Raw genomic sequence first — 24,078 nt, forward strand, 5'->3', positions numbered from 1 at the left:
TGTCTCAGGCCAGGCCGCGCAGCATCAGGTTCCAGTAGAGCGCCGGCAGCCCGTAGCGCTTCAACAGGTACATGTCCCGCCGGGCCCGGGTGGTGTCGATCAGCGGGATGGTCGGGGCCGGCCGCATCGAGTAGTCGAACTCGGCGAGCACCATCCGGTCCCGGGCGGTGACGATCGGGCAGGACGTGTAGCCGTCGTAGCGGGCCGCCGGCTCCTGCCCGGCGAGGACGGCCTGCAGGTTCGCGGCGACCACCGGCGCCTGCTTGCGGATCGCCGCCCCGGTCTTGGACGTCGGCAGGTTCGCCACGTCGCCGAGCGCGAAGACGTCCGGATACCGGGTGTGCCGCAGGGTGTGCGGGTCGACGGTGACGTACCCGCCGGGATCGTCGGGGCCCGCCAGCGGACCGGTCCGGATCCAGTCCGGAGCCCGCTGCGGCGGGGTGACGTGCATGAGGTCATAGTCCACGTCGGCGGTGCCACCGGTGGCGAGATCACGCAGGACGGCCTGCCGCCGCCCGGAGCGGATCTCGGTGAGCTCGGTGGACAGCCGCAGCTCCAGGCCGTACCGCTCGACCGCCGCCTCGAGCGCCGGCAGGTACTCGGCGACCCGGAACAGCGCGGAGGCGCCGAAGGCCAGTACGACCCGGATGTCGCGGGCCACCCCGGTGCGGCGCCAGTAGTCAGCGGCCAGGAAGGCGATCTTCAGAGGTGCACCGCCGCACTTCACCGGCGTCGACGGCATCGTGAACACGGCGGTGCCCGACCGCAGGTTGCGGATGAAGTTCCAGGTCGCCGGGGCGAACTCGTAGCTGTAGTTGCTGGACACCCCGTCACGGCCGAGGGTCTGTTCCAGGCCGGGGACGGCATCCCAGCACAGCTGCAACCCGGGCGCCACGACCAGCGTCTGGTACGCAAGCCGCACGCCGCTGGCGAGCCGGACGGTCCGGGCGTCCGGGTCGATCTCGACGGCCCCCTCGGGGTACCAGCGGACGCCGCGGGGCAGCACGTCCTGTTCGGGGCGCGCGGTGCGCTCCACCGGCGCCCGGCCGCCGCCGACCAGCGTCCACAGGGGCTGGTAGTAGTGCGTGCTGGACGGTTCGACCAGCGCCACGTCCGGCAGCCCGGCGCGACGCAGCCGGGCCGCGACGCTCACCCCGGCCGTGCCGCCCCCAATGATCAGCACTCGGTGCCTGGCTGCGATGCCACTCAACGTGGACCTCCCGATCCTGCGGGTACCGAGTCATCTCCCCGTGCGGGTCTCGTACGGGTCGACGCTACGTTCGGAGTCCGGGTAGGAACGAGCGGTGCACGCCGAGGTGGCGTACCTGGCACACCAAGGGGACGGTCAGCCGCCGCCTTCCCCTGGCGGAGTGGCGATCCGCGGGGACTGCAGCACCTTCTTCGCCATCTTGCCGGTCGGGGTCCTGGGCAGCTCGGCCACGAAGTCGAACCTGCGCGGAATCTTGTAGGACGCGATCCGCCCGCGCAGGAACTCCGCCAGCTCGGCGGCGAGCGCAGGCCCGGGTGGCAGGCCGGGCACCGGCTGTACCAGCGCCAGCACCGACTCGCCCATCTCCTCGTCCGGCATCCCGACGACGGCGACGTCGAACACCTTCGGATGCAGCACCAGGCTGTTCTCGATCTCCTGCGGATAGATGTTCACTCCGCCGGAGATGATGATGAACACCTTGCGGTCGGTGAGATAGAGATAGCCGTCGGCGTCGGTGTGCCCCACATCGCCGACCGTGATCCAGGTCGGATGGTCCGGGTGCCGGGACCGCGCCGTCTTCTCCGGGTCGTTGTGGTACTCGAACAGCGGGTCGTCCCGCTCGAAGTAGACGGTTCCGGTCTCACCCGTCGGCACCGGCGCTCCGTCGTCCCCGCAGATGTGCAGAATGCCCAGCCTGGCCCGGCCGACGGATCCGGGCCGGCGCAGCCATTCCGGACTGGTGATGAACGTGGTCCCGATGGCCTCGGTGGCGGCGTAGTACTCGTAGAGAATCGGCCCCCACCAGTCGATCATCGCCTGCTTCACCTCGACGGGGCAGGGCGCGGCCGCGTGGATGGCCACCCGGTGGCTCGACAGGTCGTGCAGTTCCCGGTCCGCGGCCGGCAGTTTCAGCATGCGCACGAACATGGTCGGCACCCACTGGCTGTGTGTCACCCGGTACCGCGCGATCGCGGCCAGTGCCGCCCGCGCGTCGAAACGGCGCATCAGGACGACCGTGCCGCCCACCGCAAGGACGACACCGGTGTACCGCAGCGGCGCCGCGTGATAGATCGGCGCGGGCGACAGATAGACGGTGCCGGCATCGAATCCGTACATCGGCGTGAGCAGCTCGACGTACAGGTCACCGGGCTCGTGGACCTCCCGCTCCGGCAGTGCCTTGCGGATTCCCTTCGGCCGGCCGGTCGTCCCGGACGAATACAGCATGTCCGCCCCGCGGGGCTGCACCGGAAGCGGTTCCGGTGAGACGGAGCGGAGCGCGGCATCGTAGTCGTCATGGTTCTCGGCCGCCCCGCCGAACACCAGCCGGACCCGCACCGCGGGCGTGTCCGGAACGACCTTCTCGGCGATGTCGCGCAGCACCCCCGAGACGACCAGCGCACCTGCGTCGCAGTCGTTCACGATGTAGCTGGCCTCGGCCGCCGAGAGATGACTGTTGACGGCGGTCAGGTAAAGCCCGGAGCGCATCGCGGCCCAGTACACCTCGAAGGCGCGCGGGGAGTTGTCGGTCAGCAGGGCGATGTGGTCGCCACGGCGGAAACCGGCGTCGTACAGATACCGGGCCAGCCGCGCGGATCGGTCCTCAAGTTCGCGGTAGGTCAGCCGCTCCCCCGTTTCCGCCACGACCACGGCAGCCTTGTCAGGAAAGCGCTCGGCGTGTACCCCCGGATGCATTCGTTCCCTCTCCGTCCGTCGTCTCTAGCGGGAAGGGCCGGTCGCGGGCGGACGACGGGACACCAGGGCAGGTTAGGCCAGTGGAGGCGGCGTTGTCCGGCCGTTGCCGGACCCCCGGGCCGCGGTCCTGCTCCCGGCCCTGCCGGTTCCGTCGACCTGAGGCGCGCCGGGGCCGGAGAATGGGCGGGTGCTGACTGCGTTGCGCCGAGGCGAGGCCAGGGTCCAGGTATCGGACGTCGCTCTGGAGGGAGACGATCTTGCGGGCGCCGTCGGCGCCGTCGCCGCGCGGCTGCACGGCGCGCGCCGGGTGGCCGTGGTCGCCACCCCCACCCTGGAGACGGTCGTCGCCATCGCCGGCGCGGTGGAGGCCGGCGTCACCGTGGTCACGATCAACCCGCAGGCGGGCGAGACGGAACGGGCCTACGTCCTCAAGGACAGCGCGCCCGACCTGGTCCTCGACGAGGTCGACCTGACCGCCCGCTCCGCGCTGCCCCCCGAGGTCGACGGGGCTGGCGGGCCTTCCGGGGCTGGCGCCGAAGCCCCCGCGCTTGTCATCTACACCTCGGGTACGACCGGGCCGCCGAAGGGCGCGGTCATCCCCCGGCGGGCGATCGCCGCGAACATCGACGCGCTCGCGGACGCCTGGGCCTGGTCGCCGGACGACGTGCTCGGGCATGCCCTGCCCCTGTTCCACGTGCACGGGCTCGTGCTGGGCACGCTGGGCCCGCTGCGGATCGGCTCCGCGCTGCGGCACGTGGCGCGCTTCGCGCCGGTGCCCGGCGGGACGCTGTACTTCGCGGTGCCCACCATGTGGTCCCGGGTGCCGGCACCGGAGGCTTTCGCGTCGGCCCGCCTGCTTGTCTCGGGCTCGGCCGCACTGCCGGTGCCGGTGTTCGACCGGTTCGTGGCGCAGGCCGGCCAGCGGGTCGCGGAACGTTACGGCCTGACGGAGACCCTCATCAACACCGCCGCGCGGGCCGACGGCGACCGCCGGCCGGGGGTCGTCGGTGCCCCGCTGCGCGGCGTCGAGGTCCGGGTCACCGGGGCGGAGGAGTTCGGCCCGGTGGAGGTTCGCGGCCCGAACGTGTTCACCGGCTACCTGGGCAATCCGGCGGCGACCGCGGTGGCGCTTGCGCCGGACGGCTGGTTCGCCACCGGTGACCTCGGGGTGTTCGAACCGGACGGGCAGCTGCGCATCGTCGGCCGGCAGAGCACCGACCTCATCAAGTCGGGCGGTTACAAGATCGGCGCCGGGGAGATAGAGAACGCGCTGCTCGCCCATCCCGCGGTCGCCGAGGCCGCTGTCATCGGCGTTCCCGACGACGATCTGGGCCAGCGGATCGTGGCGGTCGTCGTCACCCGTGACACCGTCGAGGCCGCTGACCTGATCGATCACGTCGCGTCGACGCTGGCCCCGCACAAGCGCCCACGGGAGGTCCGCTTCGCGACGTCCCTGCCGCGCAACCCGATGGGCAAGGTCCAGAAGAAGCTACTGCTCACCTGAGCGACGGGAGTGGACGGACGTGAGACTCGGATTCTCGATGCCGCACATGCTGCGGCTGAAGGCCACCTGCCAGCCGTGGGAGGCCCAGGTGACCGGCGCGGACCAGACCCGCCTGGCCCGCTGGGCGGAGCAGCTCGACTACGCGATGATCAGCCTGCCGGAGCACCACATCATCCCGGAGAGCCATGTGGAGCTCTCCGGCCCGCACTACTTCCACGCCTATTCCGGCATGGCCTACCTGGCGGGTGCCACCGAGCGGATCCGGGTCAACTCCTGCATCGCGATCCTGCCGCTGCAGAACCCCGTGGTGACGGCGAAGTCACTGGCGACGACGGACTGGTTGTCCAGTGGGCGGGTCACCGTCACCTTCGGCGTCGGCTGGCTGGCGGAGGAGTTCGAGATCCTCGGCGTCCCGTTCCGGGAACGCGGCGCCATCGCCGAGGAGTACGTCCAGGCGATCATCGAGCTGTGGACGGCGGAGAAGCCCGCCTTCGAGGGCCGTTACGTCTCCTTCCGGGACGTCGCCTTCGAGCCGAAGCCGGTGCAGCGCCCGCACCCGCCGGTGTGGTTCGGCGGCGACRCCGACCCCGTCCTGCGACGCACCGCCCGTTACGCGTCGGGGTGGTGGCCGTTCCTCACGAAGCCCGAGGACATCCCGGCACGGCTGGACTTCATCCGCTCGCAGCCGGACTACAAYGGCCGGCTCACCGAGGTGTACTACGGGTTCGCCACCTCCCGGGTCGGTGAGGGCCACAGCGTCCAGACGGATCCGCGGGCCCGGCCGGGCATGACCAAACAGGAGATCATCGACCGACTGGGCTGGTTCTCCGAACTCGGCGTCACCATGAGCTCGGTGCCCATTCCCGCCGTCAACGACATAGGAATACTACGATTACACCCAGTGGGTGGCCGAGGAGATCATGCCCGCGATCGCCTGATTCCGGGCCTGCTGCGCCGCCCCGGTACGGCGGCCACCCGTCCAGAGCGAACTGGTCAGGCGACGATCCAGCTGGGGAACCACATGCGGTCCCGCCAGTCGTTCAGAGGAATCACCTGCCAGGCCAGCAGCGGGTAGAAGTAGGCGAACAGCAGGATGGCCACGATGAGGTAGCTGCCGACGACCACCGCCCCCGCCAGGCGGCGCGTGTCGGACGCGGTGCGGGGGCCGAGGACCAGGCCGGCGGACATCGTGATCCCGAGGATCAGGAACGGCAGCAGCGGCAGCGCGTAGAAGAAGAACATCGTGCGGTCCGGGAACGCCAGCCAGGGCAGGAACGACGAGCCGAAGCCGACGAGCACCAGGGCGGCGCGCCAGTCGCGCCGGCTGACCCACAGCGCGATCATCGCCGCCAGGGCGGCGGACCCGACCCACCAGACCGCCGGGTTGCCGAGCGCCAGCACCTCGCGGGCGCAGCCCTCCGCGGCCCGGCAGCCCTGCTGGCCGAACGGGACGGGCTCGTAGTCGTAGGCCACCGGACGCCCCATCACCAGCCAGCTCATCGGCATCGACTGGGCGACGTGCGGGGAGGACAGGTGCTCGTGGAAGTTCAGGATCGCCTGCTGGTAGGACCACCAGCCACGCCAGGCCGCGACGAACCCGTCGCCGTGTTCGTGCCGGCGCCACCCGCCGTCGGTGGCGAACCAGCCCGTCCAGGTGGCCAGGAACGTGACGATCGGCAGCAGGACGTAGCAGCCCACCCAGGCGGGGGCGTCGCGGCGCAGCGCCCCGCGCCCCGGCATGGCTGCGCCGGCAGTGCGCCGGGCGCCGATGTCCCAGGCCAGGGCGAGCGCGGCTAACCCGACCAGGGTGTAGAGCGCGCTCCATTTCACCCCCATGGACGCGCCCAGGCACAGCCCGGCGGCGATCCGCCAGGGCCGCCACCCGAGCCGTGGCCCGTACCGCGCCGCGCGCTCGTCGGGCGCGGCACGGTCGTCAGGCGCGGCACCGTCGGCCGCGAGGCGGGCGGCGAGGCGGGCGCGGCCGTGGTCGCGGTCGAGCACGAGGCAGGCCAGCGCCAGGACGAGGCCCGTCATCAGGAAGATGTCGAGGATGCCGATCCGGCTCTGGACGAAGGCGAGCCCGTCCAGCGCGAGCAGCAGGCCGGCGACGCAGCCGAGCAGGGTGGAGCGGAACATCCGCCGCGCGAGCCGGGTGAGCACCAGCACGGCGAGGGTGCCGAAGAACGCGGAGGCGAACCGCCATCCGAGCTCGGGACTGCCGTGCGGCACCCCGGCGCAGTCGATGTAGCCGAAGACCTTCTCGGACGCGGCGATGAACCACTTGCCCAACGGCGGGTGCACGACGAAGGCAGGCCCGGAGCAGGTGTTGCTGTCCACCTCGTAGCCCGCGGTCATCAGGCCCCAGGCGTCCTTGGTGTAGTAGACCTCGTCGAAGTAGATGCCCTTCGGCTCGGTCAGCTGCCAGAACCGCAGCAGGCCGGCGACGACGGTGACGGCGAGGGCCGCTGCCCAGCCGAGCATCCGATCGGTCGGCATCGGCGGGCACAGCCGGTTCCTCAGCGCCTCGTCGGCCCGGTCGCTGCCGCCGTTTCCCGACCTGCCGGCAGCGGCCTGGCCTGAGCCTCCGGCGGCGACGCGGAACCGGAGGGCGGCGACGCGGTCCGGGAGACGCCGCCACCGGGGCCCGCCCCCGCCCGGCCGCGGCGTGCCCGCCGTACCGGGGCCGGTCGCGGAGGTGGCGGGGTCAGCCGTCGTCGGTGCCGTCACGCGTCCAGCGTAGGTGGTGACGGGGCGGAACCTTGCCTCCGATACCCATACAAAAGCGGTCGGAGCGTCGCAGTGGATGGTGATCCGGGGCAGGTTGCCCGAACAATGATTTTTCGTCGAAGCCGTATCGCGGGTCCAATAACCACGATACGGTCACGTCGGCCGGCCAGGAGAAGGTCGCGGAGCCCCGGCCGGATCGCTACCACGTACGGAGGTCGATCATGTTCTCCTATGCTGGCCGCAGGGCCCTGATAACCGGGGGTGGCCGCGGCATCGGCCGGGCCATCGCACTGGCCTACGCGAAGGCCGGAGCTGACGTCGCCGTCGCCGCCCGCAGCCCCGGGCAGCTCGACGACACCGTCCGGGAGATCAAGGAGCTGGGCCGGGAGGCGTGGGCGCTGCCCGTCGACCTGACCGCCCGCGGCGCCCCGCAGGACCTGGTCACCCGCGCGCTCGACGTGATGGGGCGGATCGACGTACTCGTGAACTCGGCCGGTGACACCGGGCGGCTCGAGCGCTCCACCTTCGATCTCACCGACGACGATGTCGACCACGTCTACCAGCTGCATGTGAAGTCGGCGCTGTTCACCTCGATCAAGGCCGCGGAGTCGATGGTGCGCCTGGGCATTCCCGGCGCCATTCTCAACATCACCTCGACCGGCGGCCTGTTCCCGACGCCCGGCGCCGTGCTCTACGGGTCGGCGAAGTCGGCCATCAATCATCTGACCTCGACGCTGGGCATGGAGTTCGGCACGCACGGAATCCGGGTGAACGCGATCGCGCCCGGCCTCATCGACACCCCGCTCGTCGCCGACCGGCTGGTCTCCGAGGAGGACCAGATCGACCTGGCGTCGTTCTACCCGATCAACCGGGTGGGCCATGTCGACGACGTCTCCGCCGCGGCGCTCTACCTGTGCTCGGCGGAGGCCGGCTGGGTCTCCGGCGTGACCCTGCTGATCAACGGTGGCCAGCACGCGTCGAACGCGATGTTCCGCTGGCCGCGCAGGCACAACGAGGTACCGGCCGGACGCCGGATCTGACGGCCGATCAGTAGCACAATCGAACCACGATCCGAGCGCCGCGGTGGGTCGACGCGAACGCGAGGAAAGCACGAGCAGGACCAGCGGGTCGGTGGCTCCCGGGCGGGGCACCGGCAGGAGGAGGAACGACGGATGGCCGTGATCACCGTGGAGAGACTGAGCGAGCACGTCGGAGTGGAGATCCTCGGTGTCGACGTCGAGCGCCTGCGCGCCGACGACGATCTGCCGGGGGCCTGCACAGCCGCGCTGGAGGAGTACGGCGTGCTGCTTTTCCGCGAGTTACACGCTGACGACGAGAGCCAGGTGGAGTTCTGCCGGAAGCTGGGCAGCCTGGCGAAGTCCGCCAAGTACCGGATCCCCGAGGTCACCGAGATCAGCTTCGACCCGGCGAACCCGAACGCCGAGTACTTCCGCAGCAACGACCGCTGGCACCTCGACGGCTGCCTGGACGCCGTGCCCCCGCCGAAGGCCGGGGTACTCAGCGCCCACGTGGTCGCCGCCCAGGGCGGCGAGACGGAGTTCGCCAGCACCTACAACGCGTACGAGGCCCTCTCCTCCGCGGAGAAGGAGCGCTTCGCGAAGCTGCGGGTGGTGCACACCTTCGAGGCCGTGCAGCGCCACAGCTACCCGGACCCGACACCGGAGCAGCTGGCGGAGTGGGCGTCCCGGCCGGAGCGGACGCACCCGCTGGTCTGGGAGCAGCGCTCCGGCCGTCGCTCGCTCGTGATCGGGTCGACGACGTCCCACGTGGTGGGGCTGGAGGCCGCCGAGGGCCGGGAGCTGCTCGACGAGTTGGAGCAGCGCACCACCACGCCCGACCGGGTGCTGCGCCACACCTGGACGGTGGGCGACATGGTGATCTGGGACAACCGCGGCCTCGTCCACCGGGCCTGCGAGTTCGACCGCTCGAAGCCGCGCGTCATGCACCGGACGACTCTCCTCGGCGACGAGCCGATCCAGTAGGCCAGGCGGGATGACGACCTACCCAGCGCTGTTCACCCCGGGGCGGCTCGGTCCGCGCACCACCCGCAACCGGGTCTGGATGACGGCCCACGCGACCGAGTTCACCACCGACCACACCTACTCCGACGCGCACGCCGCCTACTACGGCGAGCGGGCGGCGAACGGGGTCGCGGTCATCACGATGGAGGCGACGTCGGTCCATCCGACGAGCCAGCCCCGCACCGGTGTCGTGCTCGCCTACGACCCGGCGGTCGTGGAGAGCTACCGCAAGGTCGCGGCGGCCGTGCAGCCGCACGGCACCCTGCTGTTCGCCCAGCTGTGGCACCGCGGCCGGGAGACGGACAGTGTGGTGAGCCGGCTGCCGGTGTGGGCGCCGAGCCCGGTCCCGTGCGCGGTGTACCGGGAGATCCCGCACGAGGTGACCGCCGCGGAGATCGACGAGCTCGTCGACGGGTACGAGCAGTCGGCGCGGCTCGCCGTCGAGGGCGGCCTCGACGGGGTGGAGATCCACGGGCTGGCGCACGGCTACCTGCTCGGGCAGTTCCTCTCCCCCGCCACCAACCACCGCACGGACGACTACGGCGGCAGCGCGCAGAACCGGTTCCGGCTGGTCGAGCGCATCATCGAACGGGTACGCGCCGTCGTGCCGCCGCATCTGGTCGTCGGGATCCGGATCAACGGCGATGACGGTGACTTCGAGGCCGCGCTGCGCCCCGCGGACTGGGTGGAGATCACCCGGCGGATCGCTGCCACCGGCAAGGTGGACTACCTCTCCGTCTCTCAGGGCACCTATCTCGACCGGATGCTCATCTACGGCGCCGCCCCCGCGCCGGCGGGCTACGAGCTCCCGGCGACCGAACGGATCAGGGCAGCCGCCGGCGGGCTGCCCGTCATCGCCGTCGGGCGCATCACCACCCCCGACCTGGCCGAGGCCGTGCTCCAGCGCGGCCAGGCGGATTTCGTCGGGATGGCCCGGCAGCTGATCGCCGACTCGCAGTGGGTGGCGAAGGCGGCGGCGGGGCGTCCCAACGACATCCGGCCGTGTGTGGGCGCGAACCACTGCATCGCCTCGATCGCCCGCACCTCACTGGCCTGCATCCACAACCCGGACGTCGGGCGGGAGGCCGGGACCGTGGTGGCCGCGGCCACCGCCACCACCACGCCCGCGGCCACCGTCGCGGTCGTCGGGGCGGGGCCGGCGGGGCTGCGGGCGGCGCTGACCGCCGCCGAGCTGGGCCACCGGGTGACGCTGTTCGAACAGGCGGCGGAAACCGGTGGCCAGGTGCGCTGGCTCAGCGCCGCCGAGCCCTACCGGGAGTGGCTCGGCATCACCGACTGGATGACCGAGCAGCTGCGGCACCATGACGTCACCCTGCGGCTGGGCCACGAGGTGAGCGCCGCGGAGCTCGCCGGCCACTACGACACCTGCATCGTGGCGACCGGGTCCGTCCCGCGCCGCGACGGGTGGACGGCACTGCGGCCGTCCCGGTGGGCGCCCGGGTCGGCGCCTGTCCCGGGCACCGGCCAGTGGAACGTCTACACGGTCAGGGAGGTCCTCGGCGACCAGGTGACGCTGCCGGCGTCGGTGCTCGTCCTCGACGACATCGGGGACCGCCGGGCCCTCGCCGCCGCCGAGTACCTGGCCGCCGGCCGCACCGTCGAGATCGTCACCCGGCTCCCCCACGTCGGCATCGGGCTGGCCGACAGCCACGACCTGCCAAGCGTCACCGGGCGGCTGCGCCGGGCGGGCGTCCGGCTCACCGCCGGCTTCGAACTCGTCGCCATCGACGAGGACAGGGTGCGTCTCGCGGACGTCTACACCGGCGAGGAGGAGGTGCGCGAACCAGTCGACGCGGTGGTGCTGGTGACCGGGCAGATCGCCGAGGACGGCCTGCTGCGCGAGCTCCGCGCCGCCGGCCAGCACGCGGTGGCCGTCGGGGACTGCGTCGCCCCGCGCCGGGTGTTCGACGCCGTCTGGGACGGTGACCTCGCCGCCCGGTCGATCACTACCGCCTCCCACCCGCTACCAGGCCCGAGGAGACGAGACCATGCCCGGTGACCCGCTGGGATACCGCGCCAAGTTCGGCGTGGTGACACCGTCGGTCAACACGGTGGTCCAGCCCGAGTACGACGCGATGCGGCCGTACGGGGTGACGAACCACGTGGCGCGCATCCACATCCCGGAGAAGCCGATCGACGGGGACTCCGGGTTCCAGGAGCTCGTCCGCGCCATCGACGGCGCGCTGGACGACGCCGTCGAACGGGTGCTGTCCTGCGCCCCGGACTATGTCCTCATGGGTGTCTCGATCGAGGCCGTCTACCAGGGCGGGGTGTCGGCCGCGCGGGCGATCGAGAAGCGCCTCGCCGAGAAGTTCGGCCCGCTGACCCTCATCCACGCGGCGGATGCCCTGCCCGCGGCGCTGGCGGCACTGGGCGTCGACGGCGGCGAGGTCTCCCTGGTCACCCCGTACATGCCGGACGCCGACGGGCACCTGCGCGGGTTCGTGGAGGAGCTCGGCTACGACTACCGGCGGGCGATCCACCTGCGGGCACCCACCCCGCTGCAGATCTCCCACATCCCCGAGGCGGACGTCCGCACCGCCCTCACCGACCTGGCGCGGGACCGGCCGCGGGCCATCATCCAGTTCGGCGCGAACCTCTCGATGGCCCGGCTCGCCGACGAGGCCGAGCGCTGGCTCGGGCTGCCGGTCATCGCGGTGAACACCGCGACGTACTGGCACGCGCTGCGCCGGGCCGGTCTGCCGGACCGGCGCGAGGGATTCGGCTCACTCCTCCTCCACCACTGAACCTGAAGGCAGCACACCGATTGCGAACCAACGACCAGGACGACGAGCCGGAACGCGGGGCAGCCCGTGACGCCGACGCGGTGCAGGTACTCCACCGCCAGGCGCTGATCCTCGACTGCTTCTCCCGGGGGCAGCCGCGGCTGCGGGCATCGGACGTCCGGGCGGCCACCGACCTGCCGGCGACGACGGTCGCCCGGATCCTGCGGTCACTCGTCCAGGAGAACCTGCTGGCGCGGACAGGTGACTTCTACTCGATCGGGCTGCGGGTGATGGCCTGGTCGGCGGCGGCGACCGCCGGCTCCGACCTGATCGAGGCGGCGAAGCCGGTCGTCACCGAACTGCGCGACCGCACCGGCGAGTCGAGCATCGTCTACGTGCGCCAGGGCGGGTCGCGGGTCGCCGTGCTGATCAGCCACTCCGAGCAGTCGATCATCTACCAGGGCCGGGTCGGCCAGATCCAGCCGCTCAACGCCGGCGGCGCGGGAAAGGTCTTCATGGCCTACGACCCCGAGGCGCTGCGGGCCGCCCTCGACGCCGGCCTCACCGCGTACACCACGAACACGATCGTCAGCCGCGAGCGGCTGGAGGACGACCTGCGGGAGACCCGGAGCCGCGGCTGGGCGTACGCCCCGGAGGAACGCGAACGCGGGCTCAGCTCGATGGCCGCGCCGGTCACCGACGCGCACGGGACCCTTGTCGGGGCGCTGGCGATCGGCGCACCCACGTTCCGGCTCTCCCTGGAGTCGGCCGCCCGGCACGCGCCGACCCTGGTGGACTGCGCGAAGGCGATCTCCCAGCAGCTTCTGTAGGCACACCGAGGATCGAGGAGACCGGAGATGGTGGACGAACCCGGGACGACGAGCGCGCCGGCCGCACGCCGCCGGCCCGGTGAGGGGCCACTCGCCGGCATCCGGGTGCTGGAACTCGGCCAGCTCATCGCCGGCCCGTTCTGCGGCCAGCTCCTCGGCGACTACGGCGCCGAGGTCATCAAGATCGAGGATCCGTCGGCCGGCGACCCGATGCGGCGCTGGGGGCACACCGACGGGACGAGGGACCCCGTCCACTGGTCGGTGCTGGCCCGGAACAAGCGCTCGCTCGGCTGCGACCTGCGCAGCGCCGAGGGCCAGGCGCTGGTCCGCCGGCTCGCGGCCACCGCCGACATCCTGGTGGAGAACTTCCGCCCCGGCACGATGGAACGGTGGGGCCTGGGCTACCCGGAGCTCTCCGCCGTCAACCCCGGCCTGATCATGGTGCGGGTCACCGGTTTCGGCCAGACCGGCCCGTACGCCGCCCGTGCCGGCTACGGCTCCATCGGCGAGGCGATGGGCGGGCTGCGGGCCCTCATCGGCGAGGCTGACCGCCCGCCGAGCCGCGCCGGCCTGTCGATCGGTGACAGCCTGGCCGGCACCCTCGGCGCGCTCGGCGCGGTCTCCGCGCTGGTCGAGCGCGGCGTCAGCGGGCGCGGGCAGGTCGTCGACTGTGCGCTGTACGAGGCCGTCCTCGCGATGAGCGAGTCCCTGGTCGCCGACTACGCCGCCTTCGGGCATGTCCGGGAGCGCACCGGATCGGTGCTTCCCGGCGTCGCCCCGTCCAACGTCTACCCGACCTCGGACGGCGCCGAGGTGCTGATCGCCGCGAACCAGGACACCGTCTTCCGCCGGCTCGCCGCCGCCATGGGCGCCCCGCAGCTGGCGGACGACCCCCGCTACGCCACCCACGGTGCCCGCGGCGACCGGCAGGAGGAGCTCGACCAGCGCATCGCCGCCTGGACCAGCACGCTGACCCACCACGAGGTGGAGCGCAGCTGCGAGGAGCACGCCGTCCCGTGCGGGATGGTCTACCGCGCCCCCGAGATGCTCGACGACCCGCACTTCACCGCCCGGCAGTCCATCGTCGCGGTCGATGTCAAGGGCTCGGAGCTGCCGATGCAGACTGTCGTCCCGCGGTTCGGCCGCACCCCGGCGCGGGTGCGCTGGGCCGGCCCGCCCCTCGGCGACGCCACGGACGACCTGCTGGACGAGCTCGGCTTCAGCGACGGCGACATCGCCGACCTGCGTGAACGGGGAGTCGTCCGATGACGCCGGCCGCATCGGCCACACCGGCCGAGGGCGGGTCGCCAGCAGCGGCGCTCACCCTGCAGGACAGCGTGACACTGGTCGAGGTCGGGCTGCGGGACGGCCTGCAGTCGGTGGAGCAGACCATCCCGACCGAGGTGAAGGTCGATCTCGTCCACCGGCTGATCGAGGCCGGGGTGCGCGAGATCGAGGTCGCCTCGTTCGCGCACCCGAAGGTCCTCCCGCAGCTCGCGGACGCCGAGGCCGTCCTGGCCGCGGTGCCCCGGGTCGACGGGGTCCGCTACCGGGCGCTCGTCCCGAACCTGAAGGGCGCGCTGCGCGCCGCCGGCTGCGGTCTGGACCACCTGGTCGCGCTGACCTGCTGCGACGACGACGTCAGCCGGCTCAACCAGGGCCGCGGTGTCGAGGAGGTGCTCGCCGAGCTCCCGGCGATCGGGGCGGCCGCCCGCCGTGAGGGCGCCTCGCTCGTCGTCGGGATCGCGATGGCGTTCTTCGCGCCGTGTGTGGGGCCGACCGACCCGGCCGTGCGGATGGAGGTCGTCGGGCGGGCCGTCGACGCCGGCGCGACCGGGGTCTACTTCGGCGACACCGTCGGCATGTCCAACCCGGTGCAGGTCGTCGACGCGCTGGCCGCGGCCCGGCAGCGCTTCCCCGGCCTGGAGCTCGGACTGCACCTGCACGCCCGCAACGGCTTCGCGCTCGCGAACGCCCTCGCCGCGCTGCAGACCGGCGTCGACTGGCTGGAGTCGGCGTTCTGCGGCATCGGCGGTGACCTGTGGTTCCCCGGCGAGCCGGACGTCCTCGGGAACCTGCCGACAGAGGACCTCCTCGCGTTCACCGACGCGATCGGTGTGCGCACCGGGGTGGACCCCGAGAGGTACACCCGGGTGTCGGAGCTCGCCCGGGAGGCGACCGGCCGCGACCCGCTCGACCACCGCACCCGCGGAGGATCGGCGCGCGGCATGGTCGACACGACCTGGAAGGAGATCATGAGCGGTTTCGGCGGGGTCACCACGACCCGGTAGGGCTGACCCACCGCGGGCGGGGGCGGCTGTTCGTGACGACGGGGCTGACCGCGGCGACGGGGCTGACCGCGGCGATGACGGATGGCCGCCGCGGCACCGGTTTTCTCCCGGGGTCCACGGCCGCCCGCGGCGACGGCTTTTCCGGGGACCGGCTTTCCGTGGACTGCGGGGGCGCCGGTGACGCCGTTTCCCGGCTGGCCGGTGTACGCCTTCCGCCAGCAGGGTGAACGGCGTCCTCCTATCTGCTCATGCCCGCCCGGAAAAACGAGTTCCGAGGACCTTGTCGGTCGCTGCGTAAACTCGCCGCGCCATTTCCGCCGGCCCGAGTTCCGCGAGCGGAGCGGAATACACCTCGGCCGCGATGACCGGCGTGGCACCGGCGGCGGCGAGCACATCGAGCACGGCCGGGATGTCGATGTCACCCTCCCCGGGCAGCAGCCGGCCGGTCGTCGTCTCCACCACCGGGTCGTCGGCGGGTCGAGCGGGAGCGTCGCACAGCTGCACCACGTGCACGCGGTCGGCGGGCACCGCCCGCAGCACCGCCTCGTCCAGCCCGCCCGGCTGGCGGAACAGGTGCCAGGTGTCCAGCACCAGCCCGAGATTGGGCCGGTCGACCGCATCGAGCAGGCGCAGCGCATCCGCCAGGGTCGGCACCACCGACCAGGGTATGAACTCGTAGCTGATCTGCAGGCCGCGCTCGGCCGCGAGATCGCACAGGTAGCCGAGCCGCTGCGCCACCTCGGCCGCCGACGCCCCCGACCTGTCGATCGTGATCGCCACGACCTTGTCGCAGCCGGCGTGCCGGGCCAGGTCGAGCAGCGGCACGGCCTCGGCGGCGATCGCCTCCTGGTCGGCCGTCGCCCAGCCCATCAGCACCTCGACGGTCACGACCTCCAACCCGCGGGCCCGGTGCAGGTCGAGGAACTCCTCGCGGGCCATCCCGTCCGCGGCGGCGCCGTCGACATGGGCGCCGGTCAGCTGCACGGCACCGAAACCGGCACCGGCCACCGCGTCGACCAGGGCACGCGCCTCGGCCGCCCCGAAGGGACCGCCGAGCGGAAAAAGCGTCGGGGCGGTCACCGCGGCCGACGCGGCACCGGGCGCCGGCGCAGTCACCGTGCCGCCCCGGCCCACACGGAAAACACAGCCCGGTCATCGACAAAACCGGGACGCATACTCGTGCGGATTCCCGCACCCCGGCCGCCCGATAAACAGATCGCCCTGCTCACCAAACAGATMAGCCTGTCCACGGCAACTCCCGTTGACGATATGACGACATTCGGATAACACAGATTAGGTGTGTCGTCGGTCGCGCGTCAAGGCAGCGTCCCGGAAGCAATACCGTTCCGTTCCACGTGAGATGGCGGAAATGGCCGCGGCGGTGCACCGGATTCTTCTGCCCCCAGCCGGCCGCCGGGCTGACGCAGCCGACACCGGCCGCAGCGCGCCACCGGGCTCCGCCCGTGGGGCCGATGCATGCAGACGTGTGGGCAGACCCGCGCGGGGCGGGAGGCCGGCTCTGCGGTCGGCGGGGCGGTCCGCGCCGTAACATCCGAGCCGTGCACAGACGATCACGCGCGACCCGGTCCGCAGCGACACTGGTCGTCGCGCTGGCCGCACTGACGGTCACCACCCTGGGTTCGCCCGCCTGGGCCCATACCGCGCTCACCGCCTCCGATCCGGCTGCCGGTGCGACGCTGGACACGGTGCCCGGGCAGATCTCGCTCACCTTCAGCGGGCTCGTCCGCGCCGACGGCTCCACCGTCACCGTGACGGGCGGCGCGGGCGCGCCCGTCACGGTCGGCGCACCGTCCGCTGCCGACACCACGCTGACGGTGCCCGTCACCGGGCTCGCCAACGGCGGCTACCAGGTCGTCTGGCGGGTGATCGCCGGGGACGGCCATGCGATGAACGGCGATTTCTCCTTCACCGTGGCCGCCCCCGCACCGCCGCCCACACCCACACCCACACAGACGTCGACGACATCGACATCGACGTCGGCACCGACGGCTGCCGTCACGTCCGCGACGAGCACCGCCCCGGAGGTGATCCGCCCCGCGCCGGATGACAGCGGCGGCGGGCACGGCTGGATCCTCGCGGTGATCGGCCTGGGCATCGCCGCCTTCGCCATCATCGCCGCCACCTTCGTGATCAAGAGGCGCCGACCGACCCGCCGCGAGCCCTGACGGGCGGACCCCCGCTCGTCCGTCAGCTGCCCGGGCGGCAGGCGCCCCGACCGCTCGGACGGGTCAGGCCAGGCCCGCCGGGGTGACCCAGTCGGGGGCGAGGCGCTCGCCGCCGACGGTGAGGGTGAACGCGCCCTCCTCGTCGAGGAGGCCGACGAGCAGCGCGAGCAGCGTCTGCAGCCGGGCGAGCCGGGCGCTGGCCGCGACGGTGGGTGACTCCAGCGCCGCGGCGAACGCGTCGAACCACTCGGCGAAGACCTTGTCGTAGTTGTCGTGGAAGTAGGCGAACCCCAGGCACTCGGTCGCGGTGCTGCCGGGCCCGCCGCGCATGAGTTCGCCGATGGCCCGCTGCTCCTCCCGCCACAGCATGAAGCGGGAGGAGTGGTAGGTGTCGACCCGGTCGTACTGGTCGCTGCCGAACGCCCCGCCGATGTCCGCGAGCAGTGCGGCGACGACCCGGGTGTCGTCTGCGCTCTCGAAGCGCAGCAACGCCAGGCGCGAGTACACGATCTCCAGCGTCCCGAAGTAGCGGGCGACGCAGAACAGCGTGCCCAGCAGCGCGAGCCGACTCCGGCGCTCCGTGGACGTCAGATAGGCGAGGAACTCCTTCTTGCGGATGGCGTGGATGCGGGAACCGAGATCGAACGCGGCGACCAGCAGCGGTTCCCGGTAGCGGTCGAGCTCGGTCTTCGCCGCGGACCGCTTCTCGTTGTCCCGCTCGGACCGTTCGAGGTCGTAGCGAAGGCGTTCCATCTCGACGCCCTGCCGGTGTGTCCACACCGTCGCGGCGACCGCGACGACGGCGCTCAGCACTGAGGAGATCAGGGCAGCGACGATCCCCGCGTCCATGATCCCCCGCCCCCCGTGCCGTCGTCGATCTGACGCGACAGCAGCGTATCGATCGTCCGCAGCGCCGCCCCGGAAACGCACGGACACAGCGCTGCGCGCCCGACGCTCAGCGCGCGACGACGGTGACGTCCGAGAGGAAGGTGCGCCGGCCGTCGAGGACGACCGTGTCACCGGCGATCTCGAAGGTGCCGGTCAGCCGGATGTCCGCGGAGGAACTGCCGACGTGCACCTGGACGGGGCCGGGCTCGAGGACGAACTCGCCGGTCAGGCCGACGTAGCCCAGCTGGCTCATCGGCACCGTGAACCGCACCGCGGCGGCGGTACCGGCGGCGAGGGTGAGGCGGGTGAAGCCGACGAGCTCCCGCGCCGGCCGGCTGACTCCGGTGGCCTGGTCGGAGAGATAGAGCTGGACGACCTCGTCCCCGGCGTGCTCCCCGCTGTTGCGCACGGTCACCTCCACGGTGACGGCGCCGGTGCCAGCGCCGGTGCCGGTGCCGGCGTCCACCCGTTCCGGGGTGACGATGAGATCACCATAGGTGAAGTCCGTGTAGCTGAGTCCGTGGCCGAACGGGAACAGCGGGGTCGAGGCCAGGTCCTGGTAACCCTGGTGCATGTCCAGGTCGGTGCGCCGGTAGCCGGTGCCCGTCGGCTGCCCGGAGTGGACCGGCACCTGCCCGGAGTGGCGCGGGATCGAGACGGGCAGGCGCCCGCCCGGGTTGACCTCGCCGAACAGCACCTCGGCGAGCGCCGTGGCGGCGTGCGGCCCGCCGTAGTAGGCGTACAGCAGGGTCGCCACGACGTCGACCAGCGCGGTCAGCACCATCGGCCGCCCGGTGTGGACGATGCCGACACACGGCGTCCCGGTGGCGGCGACGGCGCGGGCGAGATCCACCTGGTGGGCGGGCAGGTCGATGTCCGCGGTGTCGCAGCCCTCGCCCTCGGTGATCCGCGGGGTGAACCAGCCGGCCCGGCCACCCAGGGCCAGGATGACCACGTCGGCGTCACGGGCGGCGGCGACGGCGGCGGGGACGTCCACCGGTTCCTCGGCCAGCACGCCGCAGCCGGGCGCGGTGGTCACCTCGGCCCCGGGGGCGGACCGCCGGACGGCGTCGACCAGCGAGATGGCGCCGTAGCCCGCGCGGACGTACTCGTCGATCGGGCTGGCGAAGGCGGCCATCAGCTCCTCGCCGAGCAGCTCGATCGCCTCCGCGGGCAGATCGGCGGTCAGGTGCTCGGTACCGGGGATGGCGGCCCGCTCGCCGGTGATCCGGGCGCGGAGCATCTCCAGCGCACCCGGGTAGGTGTAGGGCGGGAACGCGACGGCGACTCCGTCGGCGTGCGGGCCGACGACCGCGATCCGCCGCAGGCCCTCCCGGTCCAGCGGGAGCGTCCCGTTGTTCGTGAGCAGGGTGACCGACTGGCGGGCCAGGGCCAGCGACAGCTCCGACCCCTCGCCGGCGACGCGGCCGAGGGTGGCCGGGTCCTCGTCGACATAGGGCCGGTCGAACAGGCCGAGCGCGAACTTGTCCCGCAGCACCCGCCGCGCGGCCCGGTCGAGGTGCTCCTCGGGGACGGTGCCGCGCCGCACCGCCGCCGCGAGGGCCGGGCCGTACCCGTAAGGGGTCGGCAGCTCGACGTCGATGCCCGCGGCGAGCGCGAGGCGGCCGGCCTCCTCGGCGTCGCGGGCGACCTCCAGGCGGGTGTGCAGGTGGCGGACGGTGTCGTAGTCGGAGACGACAGTGCCGGTGAAACCGAGCCTGTCCCGGAGCAGGGTGGTGAGCACGGCCGGGCTCGCGCCCACCGGCACCCCGTCCACGCTGCTGTAGGAGTTCATCACCCCGCCCAGGCCGGCGAGCCGGATCGCGGCCTCGAACGGGCGGGCGTACACCTCGTACAGCTCCCGCGGCCCGGCGGTCGTGCGTGCCATGTTCTGCCCGCCCTCGGTCAGCCCATAGCCGAGGAAGTGCTTGCCGGTCGCGATCACCCCGTCGCGCGGGTCCGGCCCCTGCAGGCCCCGGACGAAGGCGACCCCCATCGCCGACACGAGGTACGGATCCTCACCGTAGGTCTCGTGCACCCGGCCCCACCGGGCGTCGCGGGCGACGTCCAGCACCGGGGACAGGACATGGCGGTGCCCGATCGCCCGCGTCTGGCGGCGCAGGACGCCCGCCATCTCCTCCACCCCGGCCGGGTTCCAGGTCGCGRCCAGGCCGATCGCGGTCGGGAAGCCGGTGAACCCCGGTGAGACGACCCCGTTCAGCGCCTCCACGTGGAACAGCGCCGGAATGCCGAGCCGGGTGTGCGTGACGAGGAACCGCTGGATCTCGTTCACCGAGGCCGCCAGCCGCGCGGGAGTCGGATGGCTGAGCATGCCCAGCGGGGCGATGTGACCGATGCCGGTGCCCAGCAGCCGCTCCGCCTGGTCGCGGAGCAGCCCGGCCCGGCCGAACAGGGCGATCGGCATGACGCCGGTGACCTGCTGCGCCTTCTCCTCGACGGTCATCCTGCGCAGGAGTTCGTCGGCCCGGGCCTCCGGGCTGCGGGTGGCATCGTCCCTGCGGGTCACCTGGGTACTCCCGGGTCCGGGGTCTGCGGTCTGCGGGTCCGGCGGCACTCGCGTGGCAGTGGCCGTACAAAGCGTGACGCTAACACCACCATCGGCCTGCTGGCAGCAGCCGCAGATCAGGCGTTCACCGGACCTCGCCCGGTTCCACCGGCGCGTGATCCGGTCACTGACGCCGGGCTGGTCGACCGAACAGCGCCCTGGTCACCTCGCGGGTCGCCTGCGCGACCGGCAGCCAGAACGTGCGGCGCACCCAGCGGGCCGGGGCGACAACCGCCAGGCCCCAGACCACAGCGACAGCCCGGGCCACCGGCACGACCACCGCCCGCCACACCACGACAACCGGCCGGACCAGCACGATCCGCAGCACGATGCCCACGCCACGGCAGATCGCGGCCGCGACCCGCAGAGCGAACCGGACCGCCACGGCAACGGCGCGGCCCACCGGCACCACCACCACCCGCCCGACCCAGCGGAGCGGGCACACCACCAGCACCCACAGCACCTGCGCCACCACCCGCCCCGTCAGCCGCAGGGCGAACCGGGCAGCGGCCAGCAGTGCCTGGAGTACCGGCCTCAGCACCTGCTGCCACAACCATCGCCCCGGCACGACCAGCAGGTAGGTGACCAGGAACCGCACGGGCACCACGACCAGGAGGTGAAGCAGGACCCGGGCGGCGGCCAGCAGGGGCCACAGCACCCACCGCCACAGCAGGCGCCCCAGAGGCGCCAGGAACCAGTCCCACACCAGGCGCTTCAGCCCGAGCAGGAGCGGCCGGGCCAGCCAGTTCCACAGCAGCATCCGGAGCACCCGCCCGGTCACCACGACCAGTTCCCAGAGCAGCCGCAGGGGTACGACCACCACGAGCGCGACCAGCAACACCGGCGCCCGGACCAGCCGGAACAGGAGACCCTCCGGCTGGGCGTCCTCAGCCCGCTCGCCACCCTCGGCCCGCTCGCCGGGYCTGGCCACTCGGGGTGGTGGGCTCGGCCGCGGCCCGCTCGGAGGCCTGGCCGCCTCTCCCGGGCGAGCCTGCCAGTCATCGGGATGCACGGTCACGGACATGTATCTACCGCCCGTACGCACCAACAGACCCGCTTTTGTCCTGAAACGTACACGCGCCGACCCGCGTGGGTTGCGGCGCCGTGCCGCGGTCAGCCGTCGCGTCGCCCGGCCTACGGGACGTCGCGCAGCACCCGCTCGAAGAAATGCGTCGCGAACGGATTGTCGTTGTACCGGTCCACCGGCTCGTAACCCGCCTTCGTGTACAGGGCGATGGCCTCGGTGAGCGTCTCGTGGGTGTCGAGCCGGACGGTGTGGTGGCCCAGCTCCCGCGCCGCCTCCTCCAGCCGGTGCAGCAGACGGGCACCGAGGCCGGCACCGCGCCACCCGCCGTGTACCCACATCCGCTTGATCTCGCCGACACCATCCCCGACGGTCCGCACTCCCCCGCAGGCCACCGCCTCACCGCCGGCACCGCCCCCGTCGCCGTCACCGTCACCGTCACCGTGGAGAGTCGGGTCGTTCGCCTCAGCCGGGCCGCCACCATCCACCGCGGCGCCCGCAGGGGCGGCGCCGGCCGCGAGGGCCACCAGGAAGCGACCGGTCGGCGGGGCGAGCTGCGCGGCATCCCCCTCCGGTACACCCGCCGGGTCGTAGCCGAAGCGCCGCCCGATCTCGGCGAGGTACCGGCCGACGGCATGGAGCGCGGCCGGGGACACCGGGTCGACAGCCACGAACCTCACTGCCGCAGGGGCCGGGCGCCGGACGTGCACCATGCCCGCAACGCTGACCGACATCGCACCCCTGATCACAGGCACGGACGCTGATGTCGCAGCGGACCGGCACCGCGTCCCTCCGGTTCCGCGGTGCCGCCCGGACCGGAACGCTAGGCGGTCGGCACCGTCGACGACGTGACGGACCGGGACGGATGCGCCGGCACGACCGAGAGACGGGGCCCCGTCACGCGAGGCGCCGCCGGACGGGACGAAGCCGCCGGAGGGGACGAAGCTGCTGGACGGGACGGCGCCGCAGAACCGGGCGCCGGGGTCTGACGGGGCACGATCGACAGGAGCGGCGCTGCCGCCGGACGGGGCGCGCCGGTCGGGTCGGGCACCGCCGCCGGACGGGGCGCGGCGGACCGCCCGTGCGCCGCCGGCGCGGCGACCGCGGAGCCGGCGGGTGGCGTGGCGAGAGTCAGCCTCGGCGGCTCGGCGGACGTGGCCGGTCTGGTGAAGGCGCCCTCGATCGCGTGCATCCCCAGCATCATCACCATCAGCGCGAAGGGGAACAGCACGATCAGCACAACGATCATCTTCGGTCGTCACCCTCCGGACGGCTCGGTCCGGCGCCTGGTCCGACGTCCAGGAACCCGGCCGGTTGTGAACGCTACGCGGCGCGGACCGGCCCGCCCACGGCAGAGAGCACCGTCGGCGGACGCCGCAGGTCCCGAGGTCCGCGGGGCCCTCGCCAGGTGCCAGGGGCTGGGCCTGTCCCGCAGGCTGCCCCGCCGGTGTTTCGGTCACCGTCCCCGGGATCTGCCAGATCGACCTATGCCTGGTCAGAATCCCTTTCCCGCCCGGCGACGCCCCGCCCATCGGTGGCCCCTACAGTCAGTCGGGTGTACTCGATCCGGGTGAGCCGACGGGTCGGCGCCCCGCGGCCGGTGGTGTACGAGGCTCTCGTCGACCCCACGGCGATCGCCCACTGGCGGGTGCCCGACGGGATGAGCAGCCACGTCCACGAGTTCGACGCCCGGCCCGGCGGTGCGTTCCGGGTCTCGCTGACCTACGACCGGCCGACCGGCACCGGCAAGACCTCTGCCCGCACCGACACCTACAGCGGACGGTTCCTGCGGCTCGTCCCCGGCGAGCAGGTCGTCGAGGAACTCGCGTTCGAGACCGCCGACCCGGCGATGGGCGGCACGATGACGCTGACCACGACCCTCACCGACGCCGAGGACGGAGGCACCGACGTCGTCATCGTCCACGACGGCATCCCGGACGCCGTTCCCGCCGCGGACAACGAGACCGGCACCCGCATGGCCCTGACCCGGCTCGCCGAGCTGGTCGAACACCGGTAGGGCTGCATGGCTCAGGCCGGCAGGCGTCCGTGGTGGATGCGCCGGGTGCGCCGGGCAGGGCGCTCGTTGTCGGCGGTGAGGCGGAACACGGTGCGTTCCAGGCCCGGCAGGATGTCGGCGGCCCCGATGACGCCGTTCGTGAACTGCCAGACGAGTCCGTGGGCCGCGTTCGTCAGCACGGCGGCGATGTCGTCGGCATAGAGCGGTTCGCAGCGTTCGAACAGCACACGGGACGCCGGTTCGATGGCCGCGGTGGCCTGTTCGAAGAGCCGGTAGCCGCCCGGCTCCCGCTGGGAGCGCACCCAGGCTGCGAGCAGCTGCGGATGCTCCATCCACGGTTCGAGGACCCGGCGG

Annotated in this window: 19 protein-coding genes and 2 pseudogenes; 11 read left to right on the forward strand and 10 right to left on the reverse strand. The window is 72.6% G+C overall.

Going from position 1 to position 24,078, the window contains the following annotated elements; genetic code table 11:
• Nucleotides 1-4: 4 nt before the first annotated feature.
• A complete protein-coding gene (locus CC117_RS19755) occupies nt 5-1,210 on the reverse strand; it encodes an NAD(P)/FAD-dependent oxidoreductase (RefSeq protein ID WP_071086300.1) in 1,206 nt (401 codons plus the stop codon).
• A 135-nt stretch (nt 1,211-1,345) separates the two neighbouring features.
• On the reverse strand, nt 1,346-2,902 hold the full coding sequence (locus CC117_RS19760) for an acyl-CoA synthetase (RefSeq protein ID WP_071086302.1): 1,557 nt from the start codon (nt 2,900-2,902) through the stop codon (nt 1,346-1,348).
• A gap of 187 nt (nt 2,903-3,089) precedes the next feature.
• Here CC117_RS19760 and CC117_RS19765 point away from each other — a divergent pair, with 187 nt between their 5' ends.
• Nucleotides 3,090-4,406, forward strand: coding sequence for an AMP-binding protein (locus CC117_RS19765; RefSeq protein WP_071086304.1), 1,317 nt, complete (start codon nt 3,090-3,092; stop codon nt 4,404-4,406).
• A gap of 19 nt (nt 4,407-4,425) precedes the next feature.
• Nucleotides 4,426-5,344: pseudogene (locus tag CC117_RS19770) on the forward strand (TIGR03619 family F420-dependent LLM class oxidoreductase).
• Between the two features lie 55 nt (nt 5,345-5,399).
• On the opposite strand, the gene CC117_RS19775 reads toward CC117_RS19770, so the two are convergent.
• The gene (locus CC117_RS19775; RefSeq protein WP_241830261.1) at nt 5,400-6,902 is read right to left on the reverse strand and encodes a dolichyl-phosphate-mannose--protein mannosyltransferase; all 1,503 of its coding nucleotides are present in this window, start codon (nt 6,900-6,902) and stop codon (nt 5,400-5,402) included.
• Nucleotides 6,903-7,354: 452 nt separating this feature from the next.
• On the opposite strand from CC117_RS19775, the gene CC117_RS19780 reads away from it, so the two are divergent.
• The 7 genes from CC117_RS19780 to CC117_RS19810 all read left to right on the forward strand — a co-directional run bounded on the left by CC117_RS19780 (nt 7,355) and on the right by CC117_RS19810 (nt 15,043).
• Nucleotides 7,355-8,173: an SDR family NAD(P)-dependent oxidoreductase gene (locus CC117_RS19780; protein ID WP_071086307.1), complete on the forward strand. Its 819-nt coding sequence runs from the start codon at nt 7,355-7,357 to the stop codon at nt 8,171-8,173.
• A gap of 132 nt (nt 8,174-8,305) precedes the next feature.
• Nucleotides 8,306-9,136, forward strand: a complete 831-nt coding sequence (locus tag CC117_RS19785) for a TauD/TfdA dioxygenase family protein (RefSeq protein ID WP_071086309.1) — start codon at nt 8,306-8,308, stop codon at nt 9,134-9,136.
• Nucleotides 9,137-9,146: 10 nt separating this feature from the next.
• Nucleotides 9,147-11,195 (forward strand): oxidoreductase, encoded by a 2,049-nt coding sequence (locus tag CC117_RS19790; RefSeq protein WP_071086311.1) that lies wholly within the window; start codon nt 9,147-9,149, stop codon nt 11,193-11,195.
• A complete protein-coding gene (locus tag CC117_RS19795; protein WP_071086312.1) occupies nt 11,185-11,943 on the forward strand; it encodes a maleate cis-trans isomerase family protein in 759 nt (252 codons plus the stop codon). Before CC117_RS19790 ends, CC117_RS19795 begins: the two co-directional genes overlap by 11 nt.
• Before the next feature lie 20 nt (nt 11,944-11,963).
• Nucleotides 11,964-12,752, forward strand: a complete 789-nt coding sequence (locus CC117_RS19800) for an IclR family transcriptional regulator (protein WP_071086314.1) — start codon at nt 11,964-11,966, stop codon at nt 12,750-12,752.
• A gap of 27 nt (nt 12,753-12,779) precedes the next feature.
• Entirely contained in the window at nt 12,780-14,021 is a 1,242-nt protein-coding gene (locus CC117_RS19805; RefSeq protein ID WP_071086316.1) for a CaiB/BaiF CoA transferase family protein, read from the forward strand.
• Complete coding sequence (locus CC117_RS19810; protein WP_071086318.1) at nt 14,018-15,043, forward strand: beta/alpha barrel domain-containing protein; 1,026 nt, start codon at nt 14,018-14,020, stop codon at nt 15,041-15,043. Before CC117_RS19805 ends, CC117_RS19810 begins: the two co-directional genes overlap by 4 nt.
• 246 nt (nt 15,044-15,289) lie before the next feature.
• Here the strand turns inward: CC117_RS19810 and CC117_RS19815 are convergent, their stop codons facing one another.
• On the reverse strand, nt 15,290-16,159 hold the full coding sequence (locus CC117_RS19815; RefSeq protein WP_241830257.1) for a sugar phosphate isomerase/epimerase family protein: 870 nt from the start codon (nt 16,157-16,159) through the stop codon (nt 15,290-15,292).
• 443 nt (nt 16,160-16,602) lie between these two features.
• On the opposite strand from CC117_RS19815, the gene CC117_RS19820 reads away from it, so the two are divergent.
• Entirely contained in the window at nt 16,603-17,229 is a 627-nt protein-coding gene (locus tag CC117_RS19820) for a copper resistance CopC family protein (protein ID WP_071086322.1), read from the forward strand.
• A gap of 63 nt (nt 17,230-17,292) precedes the next feature.
• On the opposite strand, the gene CC117_RS19825 is transcribed toward CC117_RS19820, so the two are convergent.
• From CC117_RS19825 to CC117_RS19845, 5 genes are all read right to left on the reverse strand, one after another.
• The gene (locus CC117_RS19825; protein WP_071086324.1) at nt 17,293-18,078 is read right to left on the reverse strand and encodes a hypothetical protein; all 786 of its coding nucleotides are present in this window, start codon (nt 18,076-18,078) and stop codon (nt 17,293-17,295) included.
• Nucleotides 18,079-18,184: 106 nt separating this feature from the next.
• Entirely contained in the window at nt 18,185-20,581 is a 2,397-nt protein-coding gene (locus CC117_RS19830) for a beta-glucosidase family protein (protein ID WP_084132431.1), read from the reverse strand.
• 226 nt (nt 20,582-20,807) lie between these two features.
• Nucleotides 20,808-21,614, reverse strand: coding sequence for a hypothetical protein (locus tag CC117_RS19835; RefSeq protein ID WP_241830258.1), 807 nt, complete (start codon nt 21,612-21,614; stop codon nt 20,808-20,810).
• Nucleotides 21,615-21,817: 203 nt separating this feature from the next.
• Nucleotides 21,818-22,378, reverse strand: coding sequence for a GNAT family N-acetyltransferase (locus CC117_RS19840; RefSeq protein ID WP_241830259.1), 561 nt, complete (start codon nt 22,376-22,378; stop codon nt 21,818-21,820).
• 152 nt (nt 22,379-22,530) lie between these two features.
• Nucleotides 22,531-22,956, reverse strand: a complete 426-nt coding sequence (locus tag CC117_RS19845) for a hypothetical protein (protein ID WP_071086328.1) — start codon at nt 22,954-22,956, stop codon at nt 22,531-22,533.
• Nucleotides 22,957-23,262: 306 nt separating this feature from the next.
• Between CC117_RS19845 and CC117_RS19850 the strand changes: the two genes are divergently transcribed.
• Nucleotides 23,263-23,724: an SRPBCC domain-containing protein gene (locus CC117_RS19850; RefSeq protein ID WP_071086330.1), complete on the forward strand. Its 462-nt coding sequence runs from the start codon at nt 23,263-23,265 to the stop codon at nt 23,722-23,724.
• A gap of 11 nt (nt 23,725-23,735) precedes the next feature.
• On the opposite strand, the pseudogene CC117_RS19855 reads toward CC117_RS19850, so the two are convergent.
• Nucleotides 23,736-24,078: pseudogene (locus CC117_RS19855) on the reverse strand (TetR/AcrR family transcriptional regulator); the annotation flags it as partial.

It is taken from the genome of Parafrankia colletiae, assembly GCF_001854655.1.
Classification (GTDB): Bacteria; Actinomycetota; Actinomycetes; order Frankiales; family Frankiaceae; genus Parafrankia; species Parafrankia colletiae.

Bases quoted from the DNA above. Each gene is read 5' to 3' on its own strand.
- CC117_RS19790 (WP_071086311.1), top strand. From the start codon at position 9,147: ATGACGACCTACCCAGCGCTGTTCACCCCGGGGCGGCTCGGTCCGCGC.
- CC117_RS19795 (WP_071086312.1), top strand. From the start codon at position 11,185: ATGCCCGGTGACCCGCTGGGATACCGCGCCAAGTTCGGCGTGGTGACA.
- CC117_RS19805 (WP_071086316.1), top strand. From the start codon at position 12,780: ATGGTGGACGAACCCGGGACGACGAGCGCGCCGGCCGCACGCCGCCGG.
- CC117_RS19785 (WP_071086309.1), top strand. From the start codon at position 8,306: ATGGCCGTGATCACCGTGGAGAGACTGAGCGAGCACGTCGGAGTGGAG.
- CC117_RS19780 (WP_071086307.1), top strand. From the start codon at position 7,355: ATGTTCTCCTATGCTGGCCGCAGGGCCCTGATAACCGGGGGTGGCCGC.
- CC117_RS19760 (WP_071086302.1), bottom strand. From the start codon at position 2,902: ATGCATCCGGGGGTACACGCCGAGCGCTTTCCTGACAAGGCTGCCGTG.
- CC117_RS19845 (WP_071086328.1), bottom strand. From the start codon at position 22,956: ATGATCGTTGTGCTGATCGTGCTGTTCCCCTTCGCGCTGATGGTGATG.
- CC117_RS19810 (WP_071086318.1), top strand. From the start codon at position 14,018: ATGACGCCGGCCGCATCGGCCACACCGGCCGAGGGCGGGTCGCCAGCA.
- CC117_RS19775 (WP_241830261.1), bottom strand. From the start codon at position 6,902: ATGCCGACCGATCGGATGCTCGGCTGGGCAGCGGCCCTCGCCGTCACC.
- CC117_RS19825 (WP_071086324.1), bottom strand. From the start codon at position 18,078: ATGGACGCGGGGATCGTCGCTGCCCTGATCTCCTCAGTGCTGAGCGCC.